Annotated in this window: 14 protein-coding genes and 1 rRNA gene; 5 read left to right on the top strand and 10 right to left on the bottom strand. The window is 48.8% G+C overall.

The features are described 5' to 3' along the window. Nucleotides 1–54 precede the first annotated feature (54 nt). The 4 genes from ACFVS2_RS23965 (at nucleotide 55) to ACFVS2_RS23950 (ending at nucleotide 3,242) form a co-directional block, all read left to right on the top strand. Nucleotides 55–411 (top strand): SMR family transporter, encoded by a 357-nt coding sequence (locus tag ACFVS2_RS23965; protein WP_173621324.1) that lies wholly within the window; start codon nucleotides 55–57, stop codon nucleotides 409–411. 23 nt (nucleotides 412–434) lie between these two features. After that, on the top strand, nucleotides 435–875 hold the full coding sequence (locus ACFVS2_RS23960; RefSeq protein ID WP_376894908.1) for a divergent PAP2 family protein: 441 nt from the start codon (nucleotides 435–437) through the stop codon (nucleotides 873–875). Nucleotides 876–902: 27 nt separating this feature from the next. Then, nucleotides 903–2,591 carry a hypothetical protein gene (locus ACFVS2_RS23955; RefSeq protein WP_390238358.1) on the top strand — a complete coding sequence of 563 codons (1,689 nt, stop codon included), beginning with the start codon at nucleotides 903–905 and terminating at the stop codon, nucleotides 2,589–2,591. A 183-nt stretch (nucleotides 2,592–2,774) separates the two neighbouring features. Beyond that, entirely contained in the window at nucleotides 2,775–3,242 is a 468-nt protein-coding gene (locus ACFVS2_RS23950; RefSeq protein ID WP_173621327.1) for an OsmC family protein, read from the top strand. A 42-nt stretch (nucleotides 3,243–3,284) separates the two neighbouring features. Here ACFVS2_RS23950 and ACFVS2_RS23945 read toward each other — a convergent pair whose 3' ends face one another. The 9 genes from ACFVS2_RS23945 to ACFVS2_RS23905 all read right to left on the bottom strand — a co-directional run bounded on the left by ACFVS2_RS23945 (nucleotide 3,285) and on the right by ACFVS2_RS23905 (nucleotide 16,827). After that, entirely contained in the window at nucleotides 3,285–4,118 is an 834-nt protein-coding gene (locus ACFVS2_RS23945; protein ID WP_390238356.1) for an undecaprenyl-diphosphate phosphatase, read from the bottom strand. 439 nt (nucleotides 4,119–4,557) lie between these two features. Beyond that, nucleotides 4,558–5,622 carry a glycosyl hydrolase family 18 protein gene (locus tag ACFVS2_RS23940; RefSeq protein ID WP_390238353.1) on the bottom strand — a complete coding sequence of 355 codons (1,065 nt, stop codon included), beginning with the start codon at nucleotides 5,620–5,622 and terminating at the stop codon, nucleotides 4,558–4,560. Between the two features lie 27 nt (nucleotides 5,623–5,649). Beyond that, entirely contained in the window at nucleotides 5,650–7,410 is a 1,761-nt protein-coding gene (locus tag ACFVS2_RS23935) for a polysaccharide deacetylase family protein (RefSeq protein ID WP_390238351.1), read from the bottom strand. A 36-nt stretch (nucleotides 7,411–7,446) separates the two neighbouring features. Beyond that, entirely contained in the window at nucleotides 7,447–9,330 is a 1,884-nt protein-coding gene (locus ACFVS2_RS23930) for a glycosyltransferase family 2 protein (protein WP_390238349.1), read from the bottom strand. A gap of 26 nt (nucleotides 9,331–9,356) precedes the next feature. Further along, the gene (locus tag ACFVS2_RS23925; protein WP_390238348.1) at nucleotides 9,357–10,670 is read right to left on the bottom strand and encodes a nucleotide sugar dehydrogenase; all 1,314 of its coding nucleotides are present in this window, start codon (nucleotides 10,668–10,670) and stop codon (nucleotides 9,357–9,359) included. A gap of 34 nt (nucleotides 10,671–10,704) precedes the next feature. Next, nucleotides 10,705–12,159: a polysaccharide deacetylase family protein gene (locus ACFVS2_RS23920; RefSeq protein WP_390238346.1), complete on the bottom strand. Its 1,455-nt coding sequence runs from the start codon at nucleotides 12,157–12,159 to the stop codon at nucleotides 10,705–10,707. Between the two features lie 261 nt (nucleotides 12,160–12,420). After that, complete coding sequence (locus ACFVS2_RS23915) at nucleotides 12,421–13,845, bottom strand: aldehyde dehydrogenase family protein (RefSeq protein ID WP_390238344.1); 1,425 nt, start codon at nucleotides 13,843–13,845, stop codon at nucleotides 12,421–12,423. Nucleotides 13,846–13,871: 26 nt separating this feature from the next. Beyond that, nucleotides 13,872–15,221, bottom strand: a complete 1,350-nt coding sequence (gene gabT, locus ACFVS2_RS23910; protein ID WP_390238342.1) for a 4-aminobutyrate--2-oxoglutarate transaminase — start codon at nucleotides 15,219–15,221, stop codon at nucleotides 13,872–13,874. 202 nt (nucleotides 15,222–15,423) lie between these two features. Next, nucleotides 15,424–16,827 carry a sigma-54 interaction domain-containing protein gene (locus ACFVS2_RS23905; RefSeq protein WP_390238340.1) on the bottom strand — a complete coding sequence of 468 codons (1,404 nt, stop codon included), beginning with the start codon at nucleotides 16,825–16,827 and terminating at the stop codon, nucleotides 15,424–15,426. A 144-nt stretch (nucleotides 16,828–16,971) separates the two neighbouring features. On the opposite strand from ACFVS2_RS23905, the gene ACFVS2_RS23900 reads away from it, so the two are divergent. Then, nucleotides 16,972–18,513 (top strand): hypothetical protein, encoded by a 1,542-nt coding sequence (locus ACFVS2_RS23900; protein ID WP_390238338.1) that lies wholly within the window; start codon nucleotides 16,972–16,974, stop codon nucleotides 18,511–18,513. 241 nt (nucleotides 18,514–18,754) lie between these two features. Here ACFVS2_RS23900 and ACFVS2_RS23895 read toward each other — a convergent pair. Then, nucleotides 18,755–18,848 (bottom strand): 23S ribosomal RNA (locus tag ACFVS2_RS23895); the annotation flags it as partial.

The following is an 18,848-nucleotide window of genomic DNA, read 5'->3' as shown; positions in this document are numbered from 1 at the left end:
AAGGTCGAATTTTGAACTTGAATTTCCTTGCACAGATAGGTTGTGGATCAGGCTATGCCATCAATTGTTCTAATCATCATTTCCGTGGTCCTCAGTGCGTGTGGACAAGTCGCGATGAAGATGGGCGCATCCTCGCTCTCCAGCAACAGTGACATGCTGCTACTGAAGTTCCTGCACTATTTCACGAACCTGCCGATTATGGTGGGACTTGCGCTTTACGGACTTTCTGCGTTTATCTGGATTGCTGCGCTGGAAAAGGTGCAGCTCTCCTATGCTTATCCCATGGCAGCACTCGGATACGTGTTGGTAGCTGCGCTGTCCTTCTTGATCTTCAACGAACCGTTGTCCCTTACACGTATTGTCGGTCTGGCGATTATCGTCGTGGGCGTCGTCGTCATTTCTCAGTCGTAATCATCACGTAGAGGAGTTTTATCATGTTATATGCGGTAGCGCCGTTCATCGGCTGGCTTGTGTCCGGAATAACCAAATTTTTGATTAATTACCTCCGTTTTGGGTCCCGGGCCAAAGAAATGGTCGGGAACGGCGGGTTCCCCAGCACGCACACAACTGTCATGGTCACGACTGTGTTTCTGATAGGTTTGCAGGAGGGCTTTACTCATCCTGCATTCGGGCTGGGTGTGGCTGTGACGTTTATTGTGATCATCGATGCGACTGGATTGCGCAGAGCGGTAGGAAAACATGCAGAGGCACTCAACAAGCTCGCAAAGGAACATCCGGACGTGTTTCCCGCCAAACCTTTGCGCGAAAGCATGGGACATACCAGATGGGAAATTGCCGGGGGTCTGGTGCTCGGGGTACTGCTTGCGACCGTATTGCATCTGCTGGCAGCGAACCTCCCTAACCTCATTGGCTAGTAGATTCGTAGACAGGAGATTATATTCATGAATAACCGTACAGCTACGTACTCGTTCCTGCTTGGAACGGCTTTGCTATTGTTTATGGCTACGATTGTGCTTAGCACATCGGTTTTATTTTTGTTCGGCGTGTCCGTGACGGCCGCCAGCTTTTGGATTGGCCTCGTTGCGGCTTTGGCTGCGATGGGCGGGATGGTGTCGGTCTTCGTAAGTTCACGTCGTCGGGCCTGGTTTTTCTCCCTGTTGGCTGGACTGGCGGTTGTTTCAGGCATCAGCTACTCCATCAGTGCCAATACGTTTGATCTTTCTTTTGACGGACAAACGTATCATCAAGAAGCAATCGTGAAGATAACCGACGGCTGGAATCCGGTTCGTGACCAGCCCATCCTCAAGCCTCCTAGTTCAAAAGAAGTGGAGGAGATGGATAATAGAGAGGTTCTCTCGGCCTTTCACCTTTGGATCAATCATTACGCCAAAGGTCCTTGGATGCTCGATGCAGTCATGTATAAACTGACTGGTCAGATCGAGGTTAGCAAAATTTTTAACCTGTTGTTGATTGCATCGTCCTTTTTCCTGACACTCGCTGCCATCCGGACCGCTTTCCCAGAGAAACAAGGGGCTGCGATTGCCTTCGCGCTGCTCGCAGCGTTCAATCCCGCGGTGATCATGCAATCGACTTCCTTCTATATTGACGGACAGCTCGGGTCACTCGTGCTCATCATCTGCGCTCTCGGCTATCTGCTATATAAGCGCTACCATGTGTGGACGCTACTAGCGCTATGCGCAACGCTCATGCTGCTGGCGCAGATCAAATTCACGGCTTTGGGGTATGCCGGATTGCTCGGCTTGGCTATTCTCGTGCTCTTCTTTTTCTACGATCGCCGTCAGCACATCAAGAGCATGCTCGTGTGGCTTTCGATTAGTCTGGTTATTACGGTAGGGGTTGTCGGGTACAATCCGTATGTCACCAACACGCTAGCGAAGGGGCATCCGTTTTATCCGTTGGCGGGCAAAGGTGCCGTTGATATCATGACCTCGAACAGCCCGCATGGCTTCAAAGACAATACGAGCATAGAAAATCTGGCTATCTCCTTATTTTCTAAATCGGAGAACATCGCAACACCCCATAGCCCTACATGGAAGGTGCCATTTACGGTCACCTTGAAAGAGCTCGCAGTGTTCTACTCTCCTGACGTGCGTGTAGCCGGATTCGGGCCGCTTTTCGGAGGAGCTGTGATTGTCACATGCCTGATTCTCGTTGTCTTGCTTCTGGGGACTCATCGAAAAAAAGGAGCACCTTTCTTGTGGATCAGCCTGGCGCTTTTCGTGACCGTGCTTATTAATCCGGAAAGCTGGTGGGCGCGCTATGTTCCGCAGCTTTGGTTGATTCCACTCTTGATTGCGCTGGCAGTATGGGATGTCCAGAAGGGCTTTTTCCGTCATGCGGGCAAGGTTCTGGTCGTCATTTTACTCGCCAATATGGTGATGGTAAATGCTTCTCATATCATTGGACAGTCTGGCGCCAATGCATTAGTTAAAAAGCAGCTTGAAGAGATCAAGGCAAGCAACAAAACGCTGGTCGTAGACTTCCACCATTTCAATGCGGTGAAAGTACGTCTACAAGAAGCTGGCATTCCTTTCGTCGAGCAAAAGCTGGATAAAGGCGAAGAGGTCAAAGGATTTATGACTACGCGTGCCGTTTACCTGTTGAAATAAAACATAGAAGGGGCCGTCTCTAAGTCGGGAAATCGACTTTTGAGACAGCCCCTTTTTAAATTCTAGGTTGCTTGTTTAGTGGACAAGTTGCCAACTAGCAAAAACGTATAAATCTTCATAATCATTTCTGGAAAACTATGGTAGAGTTTACTTGTATTGATTATCCAGAAGGGAGTGTGCATCATGCCTGTTGAAACATTCAAAGCAACTGCACATCTACAGAAGGGAATGGTTGTGAAGGCCAGTTCCAGAAATTTCGAGATAACCATCGATGAACCGAAAAGCTTGGGAGGAACGGATACTGGGATGAACCCCGTTGAACTGGTACTCTCCGCATTAGGTGCATGCCAATCTATCGTTGCCAGAGTATATGCCAGGAAGTTTAACGTTCAACTAGACGATTTTTGGGTGGAAGTCGAAGGCGATCTCGATACAGATGGCTTCATGAACAAATCTGATGTTCGACGCGGGTATTCTGAAATCCGATACACCTTTCATATCAAAACCGATGCTCCTAGAGAGCAAGTAGAGTCTTTTGTGGAATTTTTGGAACAGACATGCCCCGTTGGAGATACGATTGCGAATCCTGTCACTCTTAAATTAAACGGTATTGTTATTGAAAAACCGAGCGAGCTAAAGGCGAATGATTAAAACAAGGCTCCCAATTGGGAGCCTTTGTCGTATTTTTGATTTTTACATAAACACAAAGTAAATGACCGCTGCCAGTACCAAGCGATAAATCGCAAAAGGTGTCAGCTTGATGCGATTGATCAGCTTCAAGAAGAAACGGATCGACAGAAGCGCGAACACAAACGCGCTAATAAAACCGATAACAAAAAATGGAATGCTGTCCATCGTAATCGCATCCCAGCGCTTCAACAGCGACAAAAAGCTCGCGCCCGCCATGATCGGCACAGCCATAATAAACGTGAAGTCTGCCGCTGCCCGATGGCTCATGCCCAACAGTACGCCCCCCGAGATCGTGGAACCCGAACGGGAAAAGCCAGGCCACAGGGAGAAGCATTGAATAAGTCCGACCAGAAACGCTTGCTTGTACGTAATTTGGTCAACCGACTCGATCTTGGGACGTCTTGGTCGGAACCAATCCGCAGCAAGCATGAGAAGAGCGCCCAGCACGAGTCCGATTACAACTGTCTTCGTCGAGAACAAATACTCATCGATGTAGTCGTCAAACAGAACACCCAGAATCCCCGCAGGAATCAACCCCACAATGACCGTAGCCAAATTCAGTCGAGGTCCTGCCTGAATCTCACTCTTACCCGCCAGCTTTTTCAAGCCGAGCAAGCTCATGAACCGATCCCACATCAAAACGACAACAGCCAAAATCGAGCCGAGCTGAATGACAATTTTGAAGGTATTGGCCACTTCAGGTGAAAACAAATCTTTCGTTTGGAACAAAAAGTCATCCACGATGATCATGTGACCCGTAGAGGAAACAGGGGCAAACTCAGTCAAACCTTCTACTAGCCCCAGCACAATCGCGACAAAAGCTTCCCAGAGACCCAAAAATTCCACGCTCCTATGAATGATGTCCAAAATCAATATGTAGCAGCCGCCCTGTAAAAGAGCAGACTACTGCTTCTAGCATTATAACGTTCATCTCCGGTACAAAGTTACATTGTGATAGAAAAACATTCTAGCAATTTATTGATGGTTTCCCATAGTGAAAGCCCTCATGTTTTTCTTGATTCATTTTTACCTTGCAAGATGTGAATCCAAAGCTGCGTAGGAAGAAGCGAATTTCCAGTCCAAGCGCCTCTGAAGCCCACCTCAGCGTAGGAATAAATGGCGGGGAATTTAAGCTTCACTTATGAATGACATCCTCGAAACTTCTACGTTTGAAGCGCTCCCGCCATTTATTTCGAAGCGGACAGTCAATCACCCCTTGCGGGGCGTAGGCCGAAGCGCAGACTGGAAATTCGCTTCTTCCCTCCACCACAGCCCCTCATCGATTCACATATTGCAAAGTCCCTTCCCCCATGTCACCTAGTCGCCAAAGCGCGATTTTCTCAATGCCCGCTTTCTTTGCGACTTCGACCCATTGCGATAGCGTCTCTTCATCCGCATACCAAACCGTGTGCTTTTGTCCGTCTTCATCCATATAGTCGAAGTACAAACTACCACTCGCTTTATCCCGCTTTTGCGGCTCGACACTAGAGATAGCAAGGTCTACTGCCTGTTTTTCCGTCACAGCCGTCACTTTTCCATCAGAAGCCCAATCAAATCCGCCTACAGAGAGGGCCATGACCTTGTCACCCGGCACCTTTTTCATTCGATTGGCGAGCTGCTCAATAAATGCATGATCGGCTTTGGGACCTGGCTCTGTATTCGTACCGTACAAATTATAAGCCATCATGACGTAAGTAGGTCCCTTTGGCAATGCCAAGTCTTCAATCGGCGCGCGCGGCTCCAATACGATGCGAAGCGACTTCCCCTCCTGCTCCATATGCTGATACAAGGTATGGATAAAAGTAAGGAAGTTGTCCCAGTCTTTCTCGTCAATTCTCTCATAATCGATTTCTAAACCATGAAAGCCATTCTGGATCACGGCATTCTTGATCTCCATAATGTGCTTGGTACGGCTTGCATCTGTCGCCATGAGCCGGCTGACAATCGACGGGTCCTTTTGAACCTGCGTACCATCACTGTTAAGACGATCATTCACGATGGTCAAATCGAGATCGACATAGCTGCCCTGCTTCGATGCTTCCTTGATTTCCGGCATCGCCTTGGTCATGCGGTCAGTAAAGTGCAGCTTGTCGTTTTCATCAAAATACGCGGCGAAGACTTGCACACTGGACAAGCCATCCGTCATCCTGCGGAAATCCTCTAAACCGGATTCCCACTGCCAGTCTACCACCCAGGCAGTCAACTCCGTCCTGTTGTTGGCTGCATCTACAATCTCTATGCTTTCGGTATCATTCCATTTCATCACGTACCACACGAGGGTGATACACGCTACTATCAGAAGAACAGTCAAAATGATCGATCGTTTCTTGATGTTTGACACCTTACACTGATCCCCCTTGTTTCAGATTTAAAAGGTGTCGATGACCCAGTCCATTGTGGAAGAAAAAGCTTTCTTGATCGAACTGACGACTCCTGCAAGCCCTGTCTGCACATTACTGAACAGCGTCTGCTGCTCACCATTTGGTTGCACCAGGGACCCAATCTGTATGTCCGCAAACACACCGTCATAAATGTCGTCTTTTTTGTTCACTTCACTATAGGCCGCTTCCAATGCAACACCACCGCTTCTAATGCTCGGGTCGATCTGTTGCTGATCCATGAGCGGTGTTTTATCCACGGAAACACTGAGACGGTCTCCTTGAACAGTGATTTCGAGTTGACGCGTATTTTTAATGTTAATCGGGTATTTTTCCAGCTCGGGAGCACCTGACTCACCCTGCTCTCGCGTATAAACAGAGGCACGGTCAAAGGTCAAATCTTCTGGATTCCAAATCACTTGGCTCAATTCCGTCTTGAAAAGCTCCTGAACTTCTCCTTTTTCCTTCTTCTGCTCGACGCGCAGCTCATTATCATGCAGAACGACCCGTACAAAGCTGCCTTTTTCCCGATCATAGCGCAAATAAATCGTCTGCTTGCCGATTACATTCCCTTCCAGCTTGGCAGAAAGCTTGATATCCTTCTGGGTGTCGCTGTTTTTTAAATATAACATGCCAGAGCCAGCAGCTGGAGAGGTCAGGACGATCTGATCCTCCATAAATTGCGCGGCGCCACTGAGACGATCCCACTCTTTGGCCTGCTCTTCATCGCCGCGAACGAAGCGAATCTTCTCGTCAGTGTCTTTTTGGATGCGCATTAACAAATGATTCGTGTACCAGTAAGGCTCTGGCTGCACGCGGGTCAGGTCGTACAGATCACCCTCGCTGTCGTTGTAGGCGGTTCCTTCCCGGTTAAAGTGCATCGTAAAATACTTTTTGATATTCGCGTCGTTCGCATCCGCTACCAAGCGATTCATGCCGCCATACAGGGTGTTCGCATGCATAATCATATAGGCACCCGGGACAAAGCCCAATTGATCCATATACGTATCATTCATCAACTTGTAGTCTTTGTTCATTCTCGCTTCCATCTTGCTTCTGTCTTCAATCGGGATCATATTGCTGTCACGGATAAAGTCCATCAAGTAGTGGTTATAGTAGCCCACTTTTGTTTTATTCGTTAATTCACTCTCATCCTTTACCCCGATGAAATTGCCCTGATCATCAAACACATTGATATACGTCAACCGATAGCCGTTGGAACCGAGCTCCCAGAAGCCATTTTCCATCATTTTTTTCAAGTCTTCCGGCTGGAGGAATTTGTTCTCGCTGTTTCCCATCTTGTTGCCGTAAGACAATGCTGTTGCTTTGAAGTTGTACTTCTCCAAAAGCGGTTGGGCAAACAAGCTCGAATCGTTGCGGCCATCTTCAAAAGCCAAAAACAGTGCCTTGTCAGGAAGTGGCTTCTTTTTCTTGTAAAAGTCCAAGATATCTTGTTGCGAGATCGTTTGATAGCCCTGGTCATACAACGCCTGCAGCTGCTCGTCCAATTGCTTCTTGGCTACTAATTTCGGTGTACCCGAACGACCTACGCCAAAATAGGAGATGGCGATAAAGCCTTTTTCATTCGTCCAGTTCGCCTTATTCGGCTCCTCGTACTTCTTCCAATCAAATACCGCATTATATAACATGACACCCAGGACGACTAAGATAGCGACCTGGATCAGCGTCTTGATGAATTTATTGCGATCTTTTTTCCGATAGTCCAAGACATCGCTCGTCGTTTTCCCCATAACTCCTGACACCCTCACTCCCTTTGTCTTTCCCTCTTAAAATGGCAGCCCAAAACCTTTTTTGTTCTTCTTTCGAGCTTCTTTTTTCAATCTCGCTTCGACGTCCTGCGGTGTTTCTCGCGTACCCCAAGTAGATTTCCAGAATGTCACCCAAGCCACAGGCATCTGCCACAGCAACACCAGCTCATAAAACACACAAAAGACAATCCCGAAAACCCATAGCTTGCTTCTACGGAAAAACAGATGAGCCAAGCTCATTAAGAGCGCCATCAACAGCAAGCCCATTAAAAACGTACCCGGGAAAATATGATGAACGAGCGGAACGTATACGAGGTTGTACAGTACGATGACGGGAGCAGCGATAGGAACAATCAGACCAATGTAAAAGAAGATCGCCATAAAAGGCTCCTTGCGCCAAATAAAGCCGCTGGCACGCAAAGATTCCCTCAACCACGAACGCTTCCAGCGCATCTGCTGCTTCAAAAATATATTCATGTCTGACGGCACAATCGTCGAGCAAATTGCAGAATCCTGATAGCCTGTCCGATGGGTTCGCAAAATAAAGTTGGTCATGCTTCGGTCATCGCCAAAAGTGGCGGGCTGCCCGAGAAACTTCTGATTCAGCCATGCTTCAGAATGCTGCAAAATCAATTCCTTGCGATAGCAAGACAACGGCCCAGACAAGCAAGTGACACTATCAAACCACGACTCAGCCGCCTTCATAATGCGAAAAGCAATGTAGTAACGAACCGTTTGGAGCTTGGTGATTGCGTTGGTGAACTTGTTTTCCACATCCGTACGCCCTGCGACACCACCCATTTTCGGGTCTTGGAAAGGCTGTACGAGGTTGCGAATCGCAGTCGGTTCCAAAAAGCTGTCCGAATCAACGAAGACAACCAAATCGTGCTTGGCCATTTCCACACCTTTTACCAAAGCAACCCGTTTCCCGCCGTTTTCAGAAAGAATGTGCATCTTCACGCGTTCGCGAGTCATATAGCGCTCAGCCTCGTTATGAATCATATCGATGACCTTTTGAATCTCTTCTGCTGATCGGTCTGTCGAGCGGTCGTCTACCACGATGACCTCCAGCTTATCAATCGGGTAGTTCTGATTCACACAACTCAAAATCGTCCGGTGAATCCACTGCTCTTCGTTGAAGCACGGAATAATAATACTCACACCCGGTGTATAGTCCGGATTGACGGGAACCTCCCGATAAAGAGCACCGAATAAATACCGTGTCAGCAAAAAGGCAGCGGCAATCAAGCTGTACAAATACAAGTACATGTTGTATTTGAAATAAATCACGCTCTCCGCGCGCATGAGCACGATAAACGCCGCAGCGAAAAACAGGGAGGCACTTGCGATATAAATCGCGTATCCCCAGCGCTTTTTGCGAAAATACTCGGTCAGCGGTTTGGAAAACTCGAAGGCGAGCATGAACTTCTGACGCCCGTCCTCTTCCTGCGTAAACCAGCGAACGACAGTTGCATCCAGCTTCACCGTTGACTCATAGCCTTCTGGCATTGTACCTGGCGGGATTGTGCAATAAATCATAAACACTTGTCCCACCTGGATGTCTTCTATCTCTGAATCTAGTTCAACTAATAGGCCAGTCGAAGAAATGTCGACGGCTCTGGCCTTGACTCCATCCTTGACCCGCTGTTTCTTGGTCAATAGCGTCACCGGGAAATCCGCCATATAGCGCAGACTTAGCATCCGAATGCGATTCAAATATTCTGGGTCCTCCAGCTGTCCTTGCTCATTCGTATCTTTAGCACCACGTCGGTCCACTTGGACACGAATTTTCTCCGGGTCTGGCACATTCGATAGCACGCGCCTCTCCGTTTTGGAAACCGTCAGTACTTCATCGATTTTCTCTTTCTTTTTAGGCTTTATTTTCTCTATCAACTGTTTCATCACTGTCGCTCTCTCCCCTCCACTGCCTACAAGCTCCAGTAATGAAATCCACTGTTTTCAAAGTCAGCTTTGGAATAAGTCTCTTTTATATCGATCATGATTTTTGCTTCATTCTTGCCGTACATCGCGGCAAAATCAGCGACTTCCATCTGGGCAAAGGGAGCATGCGGTACGGCTACAACCACAATGTCCAAGTCATGGAGAGCCTTCGTCTCTGACAGCTCGATGCCGTATTCCTCGTATGCCTCCTGAGGATTTACCATCGGGTCTACGACCAGTGGGTTGATCCCGTACTCCCTCAGTTCCTCAACGATATCCGTCACCTTGGTATTTCTGATATCCGCGCAATTCTCTTTGTAGGACAGTCCGAGTATGCCAATCCGTACATTCTTGAGGTCGAGCTTCGAACGAACAGCCATTTTGATAATTTGTTGAGCGACATATCTCCCCATGCCATCGTTAATATGTCTAGCCGCCAAAATGATGCGGGAGCGATAGCCGCTGTCCTCTGCTTTGTACGTTAAATAGTAAGGGTCGATACCGATGCAATGCCCACCGACCAAGCCCGGTGAAAAAGGGAGGAAGTTCCACTTGGTTCCTGCCGCTTGCAATACTGCCTTCGTCGGAATATCCATCTGATTGAACAGCATAGCCAGCTCATTCATAAACGCAATATTGACATCCCGCTGAGCATTTTCAATGACTTTTGCCGCTTCAGCTACCTTGATGCTTTCTGCTCGATAAACGCCTGCCTTGATCACGAGCTCGTAGACGCTTGCTACGATTCCCAATGTTTCTTCATCCATCCCCGATACGATCTTGACGATGTTTTCCAAACGATTTACCTTGTCTCCCGGGTTGATGCGTTCAGGTGAATAGCCAACCTTGAAGTCTATGCCACAACGCAAGCCCGACTCCGACTCCAGGATTGGCAAGCAAACTTCTTCGGTTACCCCTGGATAAACGGTTGATTCAAAGACAACGATTGACCCTTTTCTCAACTGTCTGCCCACCATGCGGGATGCACTTTCTACATATTTCAAGTCGGGGACATTGCCGCTTTTGACCGGAGTAGGCACTGCCACGATAAAAAATCGCGCTTCCTGCAATCTATTTTCATCTGAAGTGAATTCAATAGCAGCGTCACTCGTCAGCCCCTGATCCACGTCATTATCATAAAAGTGTCCCTTTTGATAGGCTGCTACTTTTTCTTTGTTTACATCGAATCCGATCACAGCCGCACGCTTGGACAGTGCCATCGCTATCGGCAAGCCTACGTACCCAAGACCGACGACAGCAATTTTCTCCTTTCTCTCCACAATCCCTTCGTACAAATTCATAAGCTGGCTCCCTCTCCCTGTTCTATTTTGGGCTTTATTGGCCAAACATCTCTGTCATGGGTACAAGCGTGTAACCTTTACTTCTAAGCTGGTCAATTACGATTGGTAGCGCCTCTATTGTGTGAATGTCATCGAGCATGTGCAGCAGAATCACGCTTCCGCTCCGCGTTTGCTCCATAATGGTTTTGACGATATCGTCCGCACTCCGTTTCTTGTCGTAATCGGACGGCGTCACATCATAAATCGTAATATCCTCGTAGCCCGTCGCTGCAATCGCCTTGAGTGTCTGTTCGTCAAACGCCCCAGTTGGTGGTCTGAAATACATCGTCGGCTTCTGCTGAATCGCTTCGGTAATGATCTGATGGGCTTTGACAATCTCTTTTTGCAATTCTTCCGGCGCAATTTTGGTATTTACCGGGTGAGAATAGGTGTGGTTGGCTACATCATGACCCGCTTCAGCAATCGCTCTCGCCAAGTTTGGATTTCGCTCTACACCATCTGCGCGAAGGAAAAACGAAGCCTTTACTCCTTTTTTGTCCAAGATATCGAGAATCTTCGTAACTGTTTGATCCGTACCCCAATCATCGAAGGACAAGGCGACCATCTTCTTGTCTGTTTCTTTTCGATAGATGAGTTTTGGCTTGGACTCGTAGTACGCCGCATTCATTTTTGCTGCATCAAAACCCGGAATTTCTTGCAGCGGCTTTCGCTCCCCGCCTTGTGCAATCAACTCGTGCAATGGGACGAATCTGTAACCGACATCCGTAGCTGCCTCTGCGAGAAGACGGATGTTTTCTACGACAGACTTGTTCTCCTCTGTATCCATCGCGATGATGCCGCCGCGATTCATATATTTTCTTAAGTAATGAATTTTTTGCTCCTCCGTCTCTTTTTGCCAATTGTGCAGAAACAGACTGGAGGACACGACCGCTTCTTGTCCATTATGCGCAGCTACCAATCGAAGATCGTCGGAGTAATCGCCCGACTTCGTTCTGATATACCGCGGTGTTTTGTCGGTCTCTCTTTTGATGACCTCATTAGCCAATTTGATATCTTCGTACATTTTCTCGTAAGATTGACCCTGCAAATCTGACTGTTTTAACGTGTTGTTTTCAATTTCGTGACCTCTGGCGACAATTTCTCGCGCAATGTCAGGCTCTTCCGCTACTCTCATTCCTGGCATGAAAAAAGCTGCCTTGATGTGGTACTTGTCCAACTCCTCGAGCAGTCTTTTCATCGTGTCCTTATCTGCCATCCCATTAAAAGTAAGAGCAAGCTGTCTTTGCGTCGTGTAGACCATAGACACTGCCTTGCTCTTTTCCCCTTGGTAACGCTCGATATTTTCAGGTTTGGCTGGCGCTGGCCCGTTATCTGCACCGTTTTCTTTCCCCTGAAACGGTGAACAGCCTGCCAACAATGCCACGATCGCTACCAGGGAGATCCAGTGAAATAATCGGAACCCACTGGCCCCTTTCTTATGACTAATCATGATTGTCCCCTTTTCATGTAAGAAATGCCCTATACACATAAAAAAACGACTATTTCATCTGCGCAACAAGTAAAGTGTAATCACACACTCTTCCGCAAAAATGAACATAGTCTGCCACTACACGCTAGACTAACATAACCACCTATACCAAACAACTTTTTGAAGCGGTTTCATTTATGACAATTTATGGAAATGGAAAAAATCGCCTTCAAGACGCTATTTTCAAAAAAAGACGAGCCTCATCGGGCCCGTCATTCGCTGTTACAGTTTGATCGCGATTAATTTTAGTTCCGTTAATTCCTCGACCGCATACTTGATCCCTTCGCGGCCAAAGCCACTGTCTTTTACTCCGCCATACGGCATGTTGTCTACGCGGAACGTTGGAATGTCGTTGATCATCACGCCTCCGACCTCCAGCTCTTCCGCTGCACGCATAGCCGCGTGAATGTCACTCGTATAGATACCTGCCTGCAAGCCGAATCGGGAGTCATTTACCGCCTCAATCGCTTCGTCCATCGTCTCAAACGGTGTAACGACTACGATTGGACCGAAAACCTCTTGGCAGGAGACGGCAACATTCGCGCCCACATTGGTCAGAATCGTAGGGGCAAAGAGGTTGTCACTGACAGGCTTCCCGCCAGTAACTACATGTGCACCTGCTTCTACTGCTTCCTGTACCCATGCTCCCATGCGTTCATGATCCTTGGCGGAGATCACAGAGGACATGTCTGTCTCTTCGTTCAGCGGATCTCCCAGCACGAGCTTTTCTGTGCCCGCCTTAAACTTCTCCAGGAACTCTTCGTACTTGCTTTGGTGAATATAGACGCGTTGCAGCGAGATACACACTTGACCGCTAAAAGAGAAGGCACCCGTCACGCAACGATCAATCAACGCTTGCGTGATTTCCACGTTGTGGTCGATGATTACTGCGGAGTTGGAGCCAAGCTCCAAGGTCACGCGCTTGAGTCCCGCTTTGTTTTTCATTGCGATTCCAACCGCTGGGCTTCCCGTAAACGTAATCGCGGCAATTCGGCTGTCACTGACCAGCTTTTCGCCTACGACTGCGCCTTTTCCAGGCAAAATATTGAGTGCTCCTGCTGGCAAGCCTGCCTCTGCGAAAATATCGGCCAGGATCAGCGAGCTAAGCGGCGTCTGACTCGCTGGCTTCAGTACGACGGTATTTCCTGCGGCAATGGCAGGCCCAACCTTGTGTGCTACGAGATTAAATGGAAAGTTAAAAGGCGTGATCGCGCCGACTACGCCTATCGGCTTACGTACCGTAAAAGCAAGACGTCCTTCACCACCCGGTGCTGCATCGAGCGGCACCGTCTCTCCGTGAATGCGCTTCGCTTCTTCTGCTGCGAACTTGTAGGTCTGGATTGTCCGAGCGATTTCTACACGACCCGTGCGAAGTGGCTTGGCGGCTTCCTGTGCGAGGATGACCGCCAGTTCCTCCTTGCGTGCTTCCATAATCGCAGCGGCCTTCTCCAGTATCAAGGCGCGCTGACTGGCTGGCATTTTCGCCATGACTTTGGCTGTTGCTTTGGCCGCCTTGATTGCCTCGTCGACGTCATGATCGTCTGCCTGAGCGATTTCAGCCAGCAGCTCCCCAGAATACGGGGAGTAGAGCGGTGCGTATTCTTTTGCTTCTTTCCATTGTCCGTTGATGTAGAGATGCTTTTTCATGAGTATGGAGAACCCCCTCGGGCTTTTTAGTTCGTCACGTATTGGCTTTTCAGAACATCCGTCATAATGTCCAGTGCCTCTTCCAGTTGCTCGTCTGTAATAACCAGTGGAGACAGGAAGCGCAGCACGTTGCTGTGTACGCCAGCAGAAAGGACGATGACGCCAGACTCGTAGCAGCCTTTGGTCAAGCCAGCAACGAGCTCTTTCGCTGGTTGTTTGGTTGTTGGATCGATAAATTCTACGGCGCACATCGCACCTAGCCCGCGCACCTCTGCGATCACAGGGAACTCTTTTTGCAACGCGTGGAAATGTGCCTTGATCTTGTCCCCGATCACCTGCGCACGACCAGAAAGGTCTTCGCGCTCCATTTTTTCAATGACTGCCAATGCCGCTACACAGCCAAGCGGACTTCCTCCATAGGTACCGCCGATCTCACCTGGATTTGGCGCGTCCATGATTTCTGCGCGTCCCGTAACCGCAGAGATAGGCAAGCCTGCCGCGATTGATTTGGACATGGTGATGATATCTGGCTCGATATCAAAATGGGTAGAAGCAAACATGGCGCCAGTACGACCGAAGCCTGTTTGAATCTCATCCGAAATGAAGAGAATTTGATGCTTTTTACAAATGTTATAGACTCCTTGAACGAAGGACACAGGCGGAACGATAAAGCCGCCTTCTCCCTGAATCGGCTCCATAATCACGGCAGCCACTTCTTCCGGTGCAACCTCAGTCAAGAGGAAGTCCTCGAACTGACGTACGCAGAATTGCGCGTACTCATCATCAGTCATGGATTCCGGCTTGTTCAGTGGATACGGAAACTGCGCTTTATACGTAGCTGGAGCGAATGGACCCATCTGGAATTTGTACGGCTTCACCTTGGAAGTCAGTGACATACCCAGAAGCGTACGACCATGGAAGCCGCGGCTAAAGGAAATGATGCCTGGGCGTCCTGTGTATTTGCGGGAGATTTTTACCGCGTTCTCTACTGCTTCTGCCCCGCTGTTTGCGAGCATCGTCTTCTTTTCAAAGCTGCCTGGTGTGATTTGCGTCAGCTTCTCAGCCAACGCCACATATGGCTCATACATCCCTACGTGGAAGCAAGGATGAATGTATTTGTCCAGCTGCGCTTTTAGTGCCTCAACTACTTCCGGCGGGCAGTGTCCGGCATTCAGTGTACCGATCGCTCCGGCAAAATCGATGTACGTATTACCATCTACATCCGTGACCAAGGCACCTGAAGCTGACTCTACAAAAACAGGGGTATTGTTGCCGACACCTTTTGGAACGAACTGCTTTCTTTTTTCAATCAGGGCCGCTCCCTTTGGACCTGGCACACCAGCAGCTACGTTTACAAATTGACGTTGTTTGGACATATCGTTTCCTCTCCTCGTTCGAGATGGTATTGGTTGAATTGCTTGCTTGTAAACTCAACCACGATATGTAGCAATACCTATGCCAAACGCCAGAGCTTGATGAAATCGCGTTTCCGGCACTACGGTCACATCAAATTATTCAAAAATGAATCAAAATACCAGAATGATCGATTCACTTTTGAATAAACGATTCATTTTTGAATCACCTGGAACGAATTCGATATTTTTGCAGCTTCCGCACGACAGAGGGCTGACTAATGCCGAGAAACTCCGCGATTTCTCCAGTGGTCCGGCAGTGCTCGGATGCATAGCGCAGCCATTTTTCCTCTACCTGCTCCAATGCTTCGCGAAGCGACATCTTGGAAGTAGCCAGACTCGGCTCTATCGCTGCCTGCTCTTCCCCTGCCAACCTGATTTCCGCGGGCAGATGCTGAGAAGTGATCACCTCTTCGTCCGCTGTGACCACCATTCTCTCCAAGACGTTCTCCAGCTCGCGCACATTGCCGGGCCACTCGTACTGCATCAAGGCATGTGTTACAGCAGGGTCCAGACGCTTGTCCATTCCGTATCGTTCATTGAGCGAGCGCAGGACGCGCTTCAGGAGAGCCGCGATATCCTCTGGCCGATTTCGTAACGGCGGGACGTGGATCGGGACAACATTCAGACGAAAATACAGGTCCTGCCGGAACTTCCCTTCCTTCACCATCTTCTCTAAATCGCGATTGGTGGCGGCAATCAGCCGAAAATCCACGTCGCGGTACTGTGTGCTCCCAACGCGCTGCAACCGTTTTTCTTGAATCACCTTCAACAGCTTGGCCTGCAAGGTCAGCGGCAGTTCCCCCAGCTCGTCCAAGAGGAGAGTCCCTTGGTTCGCCATCTCGATAATCCCTTGCTTCCCCTGCTTGGCGGCTCCCGTAAACGAACCAGCCTCATAGCCAAACAGCTCCGATTCCAGCAAGCCCTCCGGGATCGAGCCACAGTTGATCTCCACGAATTGCCCACCCGCACGACGGCTATTGCGATGAATTTCTTTCGCGATCACGTTTTTCCCGACACCTGATTCCCCGAGGATCAGGACATTCGAATCGACAGCCGCAACTTTTTTGATGAGACGCTCAATGGCTTGCATCGGCTGACTCACTGCCACGAAGCCCTCCTGGTGCTTTTCGCGCAGCTCCTCAATCTCGGTTTCAAACTGCTTGAGCTGCTCTGTCAGACCTTCGTAACGCCGTTTCAATTCCATAATTTCAGTCAGGTCATGGGAATAGCTGATGATCGAATGCATGCTGCCATCTTCATTCCAGACGGGAAAGGCTGTCACCATCAGCTTTCGACCCCCGGGTATTTCCTGCATGATCGTCTGCGGCGTCTTGGCATCCATGACCTTTCGCGTGACAGATGGAGAAAAAACCTTTCTTTTTTCAAGCTCGATGACGTTTTTGCCCAAGAGCTCTTGCTTTCCAATGCCGTATATTTCATAGGACGAATCGCCAACCAGCCGGATGTAGCCCTCAGGGTCCGTGATTAACAAATGATCGCGAGACGTTTCAACAATGGCCTCCAATACGCGGCTCATCCACTTCTCCGTGCTCTCTTCTCTCTTCATCTCTTCGCCGCCTCTCACACGCCGCTGTGTCCGACCTGTGTTTATTTTTTCATTATAGAAAACAGCAAGAACAACGACAACCTATGAAAAATATGTAAAAATAACGATATTAACACGCCTTGCGAGATGGAAAGGATGGTAGAAATGACGCCCACAGTCGGAGACATCTACTGTGTTTTTGTCGAGAAGCTGCAAAAGTACGCAGCTTGCCAGGTCACATCGGTAGAAGAACCTGGCTCGAGTAAAGCCAATTCGCTCATCAGTATCCTCGAGCTGGACTGGAGCAGCGATACACTACCTGATGAATCAGATCTGCACCAGATGAGGCCCTTATATTGCGACTACTTCTTCTGGAACAACAAGCTCGATCACATCTATGTTGATCCAGCGGTTCCCAAAGGCTACATAAAAGTAGGCAATGTACCACCTATCCTGACAGAAGAGACAAGGAGTTACGGCAGTTGGGATGTCGGAGGGAGCCTGTACCGTCAACACAAGTGGAATCAAATTCCCGAGGAACGTCGCAAGCAGTTTAAACAGGCCGCAAAGGATGACCAGATGATTTCGCTGGGCGGAACAAGCCTGCGCCGATCTAACAACGTCATTCATGCTGACATCCTGCGAAGCCTGACGGACATCTCTGAATTGGAAAAGCTCCCTTGCCTGACAAGAATCTATGCAGAGCAGCCCACCGATTCCTTGCTTACCTTTGTCAAAAGCAATCCGTTTATACTGGAGCTTCACTTGGAAAAAGCCAATGGCTCCTCTCTAGATCTGACAGGAAGCCATCTCAGTAAATTCTCTATCCAAAACGCGGACGGGCTGGAGTCACTCCATCTGAACGATTGTCTAAGAGAGCTCATACTGGGCAAGGACATTTCATCAAACCTGTTCATAGATGCCGAGCAGAATGGGCATTGGCTGACCGCCTCATTCTCAGATTCGCTGCCGCTTCACCGTGGGCTCGACCAGCTAGGAGGACTCAATCTGCATAATGTAGTGGAGCTGGACTTGCTGCCACTCGTCCAACGCTATCCTTCGCTTCAGAACATCCGTCTGCGGGGCAAGCCTGGTACCCTCAGCAATCTGGGCAGTATCAAGCACTTGAAGGAGCTACTGACGTTTACGACCTACGATCTGTTTGGCTTCACAGGGGACGAGTTCCCTTCGCCAGATCAATGTCCCAAGCTCTCCTCGCTCTGGATGACGAGCCTCCCAGCTGAAGCCGCCAAGACCATTAAAGCCGCCTACAAAAAAGAAGTGAAAAATGGGCTGGATTTGTCCATCACCAAGCCGCGCAAGCCCGAATGGCTGGCCAATAATTTGACCAATCCGTTTCGCGATTGGGATGGCAGGGAGCACATCTCAACAACCCACGCCAACAAGGCTGCCAGTCTCTATAAAAAAATGAACACCTCGATCAGTGCGCTTGAAAAACAATGCAGTGAAGACGCTACGAATGCGGAAGAAATACAAACTGCTTTGCGTGCATTGGTCAAAGAGTACACAGAGACTTTCAACAAAATGGATCGCCGGACTGGCTTTATTGAAACGGTTGAGCGGGAAGAAATTTTCGTTGTGCTCGATGAGCTGCTTCAGTCGGCAAAACGGAATTTGGCTACTGTTGGTGTGGAAGTAGATGTGGACGAGCTTTTTGCTATTTTTGATCAGACGCGTGATTTTTGAGTGGGAAAAAAGACGCCGCCTCTCCTACAGGAAGGCGGCTTTTTTGTGCTTAGGCATTCTTTTGGATTACCCACGTACTCATGCAACTGCGGGAAGCACCTACAGCACTATTAAGTGTGTATATCTCAATGAACAAAAGGAACGTATTTGGTTCGTACTTATTCATAAAAAAAGCCATCCCTTAAAGGAATGGCTTCTTCATTCATTCAAAACTGGATCTGCATGATCAGTTGCTAAGTGTGTGGATAAGTCCTCGACCGATTAGTATTCGTCAGCTCCACGCGTTACCGCGCTTCCACACCGAACCTATCAACCTCATCGTCTATGAGGGGTCT

It is taken from the genome of Brevibacillus sp. NPDC058079 (assembly GCF_042885155.1).
Classification (GTDB): domain Bacteria; phylum Bacillota; class Bacilli; order Brevibacillales; family Brevibacillaceae; genus Brevibacillus.
The sequence above is the reverse complement of the archived record's forward strand: the minus strand, read 5'-3'. Positions and strand labels throughout refer to the sequence as shown.

Coding starts and splice junctions, on each gene's coding strand:
- ACFVS2_RS23905 (WP_390238340.1), bottom strand. CDS start 16,827: ATGAAGAGAGAAGAGAGCACGGAGAAGTGGATGAGCCGCGTATTGGAG.
- ACFVS2_RS23935 (WP_390238351.1), bottom strand. CDS start 7,410: ATGGGGAAAACGACGAGCGATGTCTTGGACTATCGGAAAAAAGATCGC.
- ACFVS2_RS23960 (WP_376894908.1), top strand. CDS start 435: ATGTTATATGCGGTAGCGCCGTTCATCGGCTGGCTTGTGTCCGGAATA.
- ACFVS2_RS23920 (WP_390238346.1), bottom strand. CDS start 12,159: ATGATTAGTCATAAGAAAGGGGCCAGTGGGTTCCGATTATTTCACTGG.
- ACFVS2_RS23925 (WP_390238348.1), bottom strand. CDS start 10,670: ATGAATTTGTACGAAGGGATTGTGGAGAGAAAGGAGAAAATTGCTGTC.
- gabT (WP_390238342.1), bottom strand. CDS start 15,221: ATGTCCAAACAACGTCAATTTGTAAACGTAGCTGCTGGTGTGCCAGGT.
- ACFVS2_RS23965 (WP_173621324.1), top strand. CDS start 55: ATGCCATCAATTGTTCTAATCATCATTTCCGTGGTCCTCAGTGCGTGT.
- ACFVS2_RS23950 (WP_173621327.1), top strand. CDS start 2,775: ATGCCTGTTGAAACATTCAAAGCAACTGCACATCTACAGAAGGGAATG.
- ACFVS2_RS23955 (WP_390238358.1), top strand. CDS start 903: ATGAATAACCGTACAGCTACGTACTCGTTCCTGCTTGGAACGGCTTTG.
- ACFVS2_RS23900 (WP_390238338.1), top strand. CDS start 16,972: ATGACGCCCACAGTCGGAGACATCTACTGTGTTTTTGTCGAGAAGCTG.
- ACFVS2_RS23930 (WP_390238349.1), bottom strand. CDS start 9,330: ATGAAACAGTTGATAGAGAAAATAAAGCCTAAAAAGAAAGAGAAAATC.
- ACFVS2_RS23915 (WP_390238344.1), bottom strand. CDS start 13,845: ATGAAAAAGCATCTCTACATCAACGGACAATGGAAAGAAGCAAAAGAA.